The sequence below is a fragment of the Bacillus sp. EB106-08-02-XG196 genome (genome assembly GCF_013396335.1).
Classification (GTDB): domain Bacteria; phylum Bacillota; class Bacilli; order Bacillales; family Cytobacillaceae; genus Neobacillus.
The window spans coordinates 223,028-227,837 of record NZ_JABWSY010000011.1 but is presented as its reverse complement, the minus strand read 5'-3'; the positions used below and the strand labels follow the sequence as shown (position 1 = coordinate 227,837).

7 protein-coding genes are annotated in these 4,810 nt (G+C 38.0%); 2 read left to right on the top strand and 5 right to left on the bottom strand.

The features are described 5' to 3' along the window. Nucleotides 1-118: 118 nt before the first annotated feature. From MLOOGBEN_RS18515 to MLOOGBEN_RS18505, 3 genes are read right to left on the bottom strand one after another with little or no spacing between them, the layout of a single operon-like run. Nucleotides 119-319, bottom strand: coding sequence for a CDGSH iron-sulfur domain-containing protein (locus MLOOGBEN_RS18515; RefSeq protein ID WP_179159742.1), 201 nt, complete (start codon nucleotides 317-319; stop codon nucleotides 119-121). Nucleotides 320-325: 6 nt separating this feature from the next. Continuing rightward, nucleotides 326-973, bottom strand: coding sequence for a GTP cyclohydrolase I FolE (folE, locus tag MLOOGBEN_RS18510; RefSeq protein ID WP_179159741.1), 648 nt, complete (start codon nucleotides 971-973; stop codon nucleotides 326-328). A 30-nt stretch (nucleotides 974-1,003) separates the two neighbouring features. Next, nucleotides 1,004-1,678: a helix-turn-helix transcriptional regulator gene (locus MLOOGBEN_RS18505; protein WP_179159740.1), complete on the bottom strand. Its 675-nt coding sequence runs from the start codon at nucleotides 1,676-1,678 to the stop codon at nucleotides 1,004-1,006. Between the two features lie 221 nt (nucleotides 1,679-1,899). On the opposite strand from MLOOGBEN_RS18505, the gene MLOOGBEN_RS29355 reads away from it, so the two are divergent. Continuing rightward, the gene (locus MLOOGBEN_RS29355) at nucleotides 1,900-2,025 is read left to right on the top strand and encodes a hypothetical protein (protein WP_256989164.1); all 126 of its coding nucleotides are present in this window, start codon (nucleotides 1,900-1,902) and stop codon (nucleotides 2,023-2,025) included. Between the two features lie 2 nt (nucleotides 2,026-2,027). Next, nucleotides 2,028-2,498 carry a VanZ family protein gene (locus MLOOGBEN_RS18500; RefSeq protein WP_179159739.1) on the top strand — a complete coding sequence of 157 codons (471 nt, stop codon included), beginning with the start codon at nucleotides 2,028-2,030 and terminating at the stop codon, nucleotides 2,496-2,498. Nucleotides 2,499-2,533: 35 nt separating this feature from the next. Here the strand turns inward: MLOOGBEN_RS18500 and MLOOGBEN_RS18495 are convergent, their stop codons facing one another. After that, the gene (locus MLOOGBEN_RS18495) at nucleotides 2,534-3,889 is read right to left on the bottom strand and encodes an arsenic transporter (RefSeq protein ID WP_179159738.1); all 1,356 of its coding nucleotides are present in this window, start codon (nucleotides 3,887-3,889) and stop codon (nucleotides 2,534-2,536) included. Nucleotides 3,890-4,121: 232 nt separating this feature from the next. Continuing rightward, nucleotides 4,122-4,810, bottom strand: a 689-nt coding sequence (locus MLOOGBEN_RS18490; RefSeq protein ID WP_218781246.1) for a hypothetical protein, incomplete at its 5' end; no start/stop codon positions are given.

The window sequence follows — 4,810 nt, the reverse complement described above, 5'->3', positions numbered from 1 at the left end:
TTTTTTGAAAAATCGTAGGTTAGACTCTGATAAAATAAAAAATTGCCGAGAAAGATACCCTTTCTCGACAATCTGAATGACATCATATGGATGTCATCCGGTTCTAATTATTTAATTATTATCCTGAAGCTCTTGGGCTGCTTTCAAATCCCTCTCTTTTATGAGACCCATCACAAAATGGTTTCTTATTGGACAGTCCACACCTGCAAAGATAAACTTTTGCCTTTTTCGTATACTCATTGGCTTCTGAATCAAATAATTGAAAATCACCGCTTACTTCCAATGGACCATTATCAGAAATTTTGATCTTATTTTCCATATATCCTTACTCCCTTGCGTTTTTTATAAGTGAATAAAATTCAGCCCGAAGATCTGGTCGGTTTTCATAGATACCAAGAATACTTGATGTTGTGGTAACAGTATTCGCCTTCTTAATTCCTCTGCTGCACATACACATATGCTTCGCTTCTACGACAACAATTGTTCCTTCTGGTTCTAATACTTCTTCAATGGCATCTGCTATCTGTGTGGTAAGTCGCTCCTGGACCTGAAATCTTTTAGCATAGCCTTCCACCAAACGCCCCATTTTGGAAAGTCCAGTTATTTTCTCCTTTGGGATATAGCCAATATGTGCAACTCCAAAAAATGGAGAAAAATGATGTTCGCATAAAGAATAAAACTCGATATCTTTTATTAGAATAAGCCCCTTATGGTGGATATCAAAAGTTTTTTCTAAATGAAGTTTAGGGTCTTCATGATATCCTTCCGTGTACTCAAGGAATGCTTTTAGAACTCTATATGGAGTTTCCTGTAATCCATCACGCTCTGGGTCATCACCGCAAAGTGTTATTAATTGTTTTATTGCTTCAGAAAAAGTAATAACATTGGCTAAGTTACCATTTTCCTCAACTGTTTGCTTGTTAAATAAATGTGGAAACTTTTCACATAAAAAAAGCAGCTGCTCACTCTTCATGACCACATCATCCCTTTTTGATTTATAGGATTACTCATCCTCTATGATGATACGTGATGTGTTTTCAGAAATAGGTTCATTCAAAATTACCCGAAAAGCACAACATCCATCACCATTTTGAAGTCGCTTCTCTCTCTTTACAGAACACCCTAATAAGTGCGTTAAAACAGAGACGCTTACACTGCAAAGTATTGGCCGCTTCATGGCAACATTATGGAATGGACAGTTACGCTCTATAAGGGAATAAGAATCATCATTATTTTCAACTTCCATAAACGAATCATCTTTCTTATAAAAGTCCTTTAATACGTTTAGGCGTTCGATCGTACTTAGTCCTGTTAACTTTGGTTCCCACTGGTGAATTCTTTCCTCAATCATCGCAGATAGCAAGTTTTTTAGTACATCCTCTCCCAAAAGTGTTAATGTATCGAAAACCTCAATCGTTAAATGATCATAATTTTTTTGGAATAGATGTTCTCCTGCTGTGGTTAAGCGGTACTGCCATAAAGGACGACCAACACCGTTATTCTCAGAAAAGCGTGTAACCCACCCTTCTTTTTCTAGTTGTACGAGGTGTTGACGTACGGCTTCGCCACTAATATCCAAACTTCCAGCCATTTCGCTATTCGTCGACGTTCCTTTATATTTTAACAGGCCAATGATTTTACGGCGCGGTTCTGACAAATGATTAACGAGGATACTCATCAACAACCCATCCTTTTCACCTTTGATTAAATATATTCAAGGACGTATATAATAGTTCAAGTTTTTTATTGGAAAATTTGATTAATTTGCATAATCAAAAAAGTCCTTTCTGCTGAAAGGACTGATTCAACGTGTGTTTTAATATGTTGGGTAGCCGCTATCCTTCCTTGAATAATGGAATGGGTGATATAATGAAAGAAATCGTTAAAGAGGTCCGTTCAATGAAAAAGTCATTTCTATTATCCTTGATTGTATCTATTACACTATTTCTTATATTGTCTCCTGTACTTTTCCAATTAATGGTCTATCTTCACCCGGTCGTTTTAGGTGTTATTTATTTTGTTTAGTTATGGCAGTATTCTGCTTAGTCTTATTTATTCGCAAACAAACCTTAGATCTTCCCTATTCAAAAGTTCGTATTCTATTATTACTCTACTCTCTTGCTTTATTCATTTTGCTATTTTTTCGACCCAGTGACCAAATCTATCAGGCTATTAACCTTGTGCCCTTTTCCACCATCAGCTATTATTTATCCGGAAAAGTGAACGGATTGATTTCCTTTTATAATTTGGCGGCAAATATAGGCTTGTTCATTCCGTTTGGGATTTTTCTGAAAATGAAAGTACGGACGATTTTTCAATTGGCTTATATCCCTATACTCGTTATTTCATTGATAGAGTTACTTCAATATATTACTCAGAGAGGCAGTCTGGATATTGATGACCTCATCTTAAATGTGCTTGGATTTTTCATTGGTTATCTGTTGTATCCATTTTTTACAAAGATTTTTAAAATCTCCTTCAAAAATAAAGAAAAATAAGGACCCCCCTGAAGGTGAATCCTTTGCACTTATTTTTATACAAAGACGAGTAGTAACCATAGGTATAAACTTAGGAGTGTGAAGACTAAGGTTGGCGGAATGACAATAATGGTAACTTTTATATACTCCAACCAGGTTATTTTTATATTATTCTTCTTTAGAATATCCATCCATAGTAATGTTGCCAGGGTACCTATAGGCAGGATTAAGGAACCGATATCACTCCCAATAATATTAGCCAAGTAGACGGTCTGGGTTAATAATGGTTCTAATCCCATTTCAGTTAATGCCAGCGTAGAAACCATTAAGGCAGGATGGTTGTTAAAAATATTGGATAAGAAGGCTGTTATGATTCCCATGGTTACGCTGGCGTGAAGTAAACTGCCATTTACTATGGAACTTAGTTGGTCCACCATCAGGGTCGTTAATCCAATATTGTGTAATCCATATATTAGAATATACATGCTGAAAGCGAAAATTAAGACATGCCATGGAATTTTGGTTAAAACGTCTTTTGGATTTTTCTTTAAATGAATCCATCTCCAGATTAATAAAATGATTGAACCAAGAACAGCTACCAATGAAACAGAAATGTTCAAAAATGAGGCTACAAATAGGCTGATCCTAACGATAAATACAAAGATGAGCATTTGGATCATTAGTTTCTTTTGTTTCTCAAACATATCCTCGTTTTTTCTTTGTAGTGGATGAAAGCGGTTGTTATTTAACAGTGGCAAGGTGTAGGAATGAAGTCTGATTTCTTTAGGGATGTCCTTCTTGAAAACGAGGAGGAGCAGATAAGCCAAAAATAGTAGTCCTATCGTAGCGGGAACAAACATCATGGCTGTTTGTAGATAGAGATCCATTCCGATGATTTTTAGAGCAATTAAATTTACGATATTACTTACGCCTATTGGAGCACTAGAAGCAGTTGCAATTAAGGCACCGCTTAATAAATAGGGAATCTTTTCGCGGTTCTTTAAACCGATATTTTTAAAAATCAGAATGAGAATTGGTGTGGTAATTAAGATACTGCCATCATTGTTAAAAAACATTGTCATCAAAAAACATAGTAATAATGTATACCAGAACAAACGAATTCCGGACCCTTTTGATACCTTTAACATAAGTGCTGCCGTCCATCTAAAGAAGCCGAAACTTTCCAGTACAATGGCCATAACGATGGTTGCGATAATCGTTACCGCCGCTCCTGTTACTTTCGAGCTTATATCCAACAAATCAGTTAGCGAAACGCTGCCGCTTAACATTACGATGAATGCCCCAATCGTTGCTGGAATCGCTTCATTCATATTTTTCGGACGGATAAATATCATTACCATTGTCAGAAAAAAAGCAAATATGGTAATAATCACCGTCGATGGATGATACATATAGGTTATTTCTCTCCCTTCAGTTGACTATAATTTCTTTCTAAGAATTCTCCTTTTCTGTCTTCTCTTGTCCTTTGCTTTATCATACGTAGTTCCTTAGGGGCTTGAACTAAACGAATATCTTGAATTTATGTAAATCAGCAGGTATCTAGAAATTTTATTAAAATAATGGTCGGATAGACGCCTACTTTTAGTAGCTAAACCAATGCCTAGAGGGTGCCTTAATAGGCAACTATCTTACGATTTTCTGGCAGCCACAAAAAACCGGTACTCCGATAGTACCGGTTTGAGATATATTATTTTTTTCCTTTTGAGCCCTTGCTACCGTGCGATCCTTTACTGCCTTTGGATCCTTTTGAACCGTGTGAGCCTTTACTGCCTTTTGACCCTTTGGAACCGTGTGAGCCTTTACTGCCTTTTGACCCTTTTGATCCGTGTGAGCCTTTACTGCCTTTTGACCCTTTTGAACCGTGTGAGCCTTTACTGCCTTTTGACCCTTTGGAGCCGTGTGAGCCTTTACTGCCTTTTGACCCTTTTGAACCGTGTGAGCCTTTACTGCCTTTTGACCCTTTGGAGCCGTATGAGCCTTTACTGCCTTTGGATCCTTTGCTACCGCTAGAACCCTTACTGCCCTTAGACCCTTTGGAGCCGTGCGAGCCTTTCCCGCCTTTGGGTCCTTTGCTACCGTGCGATCCTTTACTGCCCTTGGAGCCTTTGGAACCGTGTGAGCTTTTACTGCCTTTGGATCCTTTGCTACCGCTAGAACCCTTACTGCCCTTTGATCCTTTTTTGCCACCATAACCATACCCGCCATATGAACCTTTACTTCCACCAGAGCCACGTGAGCCCTTAGAACCTTTACTTCCGCCAGAGCCACGAGAGCCCTTAGAACCTTTACTTCCGCCAGAGCCACGAGAGCCC

Coding starts and splice junctions, on each gene's coding strand:
- MLOOGBEN_RS18500 (WP_179159739.1), top strand. CDS start 2,028: ATGGCAGTATTCTGCTTAGTCTTATTTATTCGCAAACAAACCTTAGAT.
- MLOOGBEN_RS18495 (WP_179159738.1), bottom strand. CDS start 3,889: ATGTATCATCCATCGACGGTGATTATTACCATATTTGCTTTTTTTCTG.
- MLOOGBEN_RS18505 (WP_179159740.1), bottom strand. CDS start 1,678: ATGAGTATCCTCGTTAATCATTTGTCAGAACCGCGCCGTAAAATCATT.
- MLOOGBEN_RS29355 (WP_256989164.1), top strand. CDS start 1,900: ATGAAAAAGTCATTTCTATTATCCTTGATTGTATCTATTACACTATTT.
- folE (WP_179159741.1), bottom strand. CDS start 973: ATGAAGAGTGAGCAGCTGCTTTTTTTATGTGAAAAGTTTCCACATTTA.
- MLOOGBEN_RS18515 (WP_179159742.1), bottom strand. CDS start 319: ATGGAAAATAAGATCAAAATTTCTGATAATGGTCCATTGGAAGTAAGC.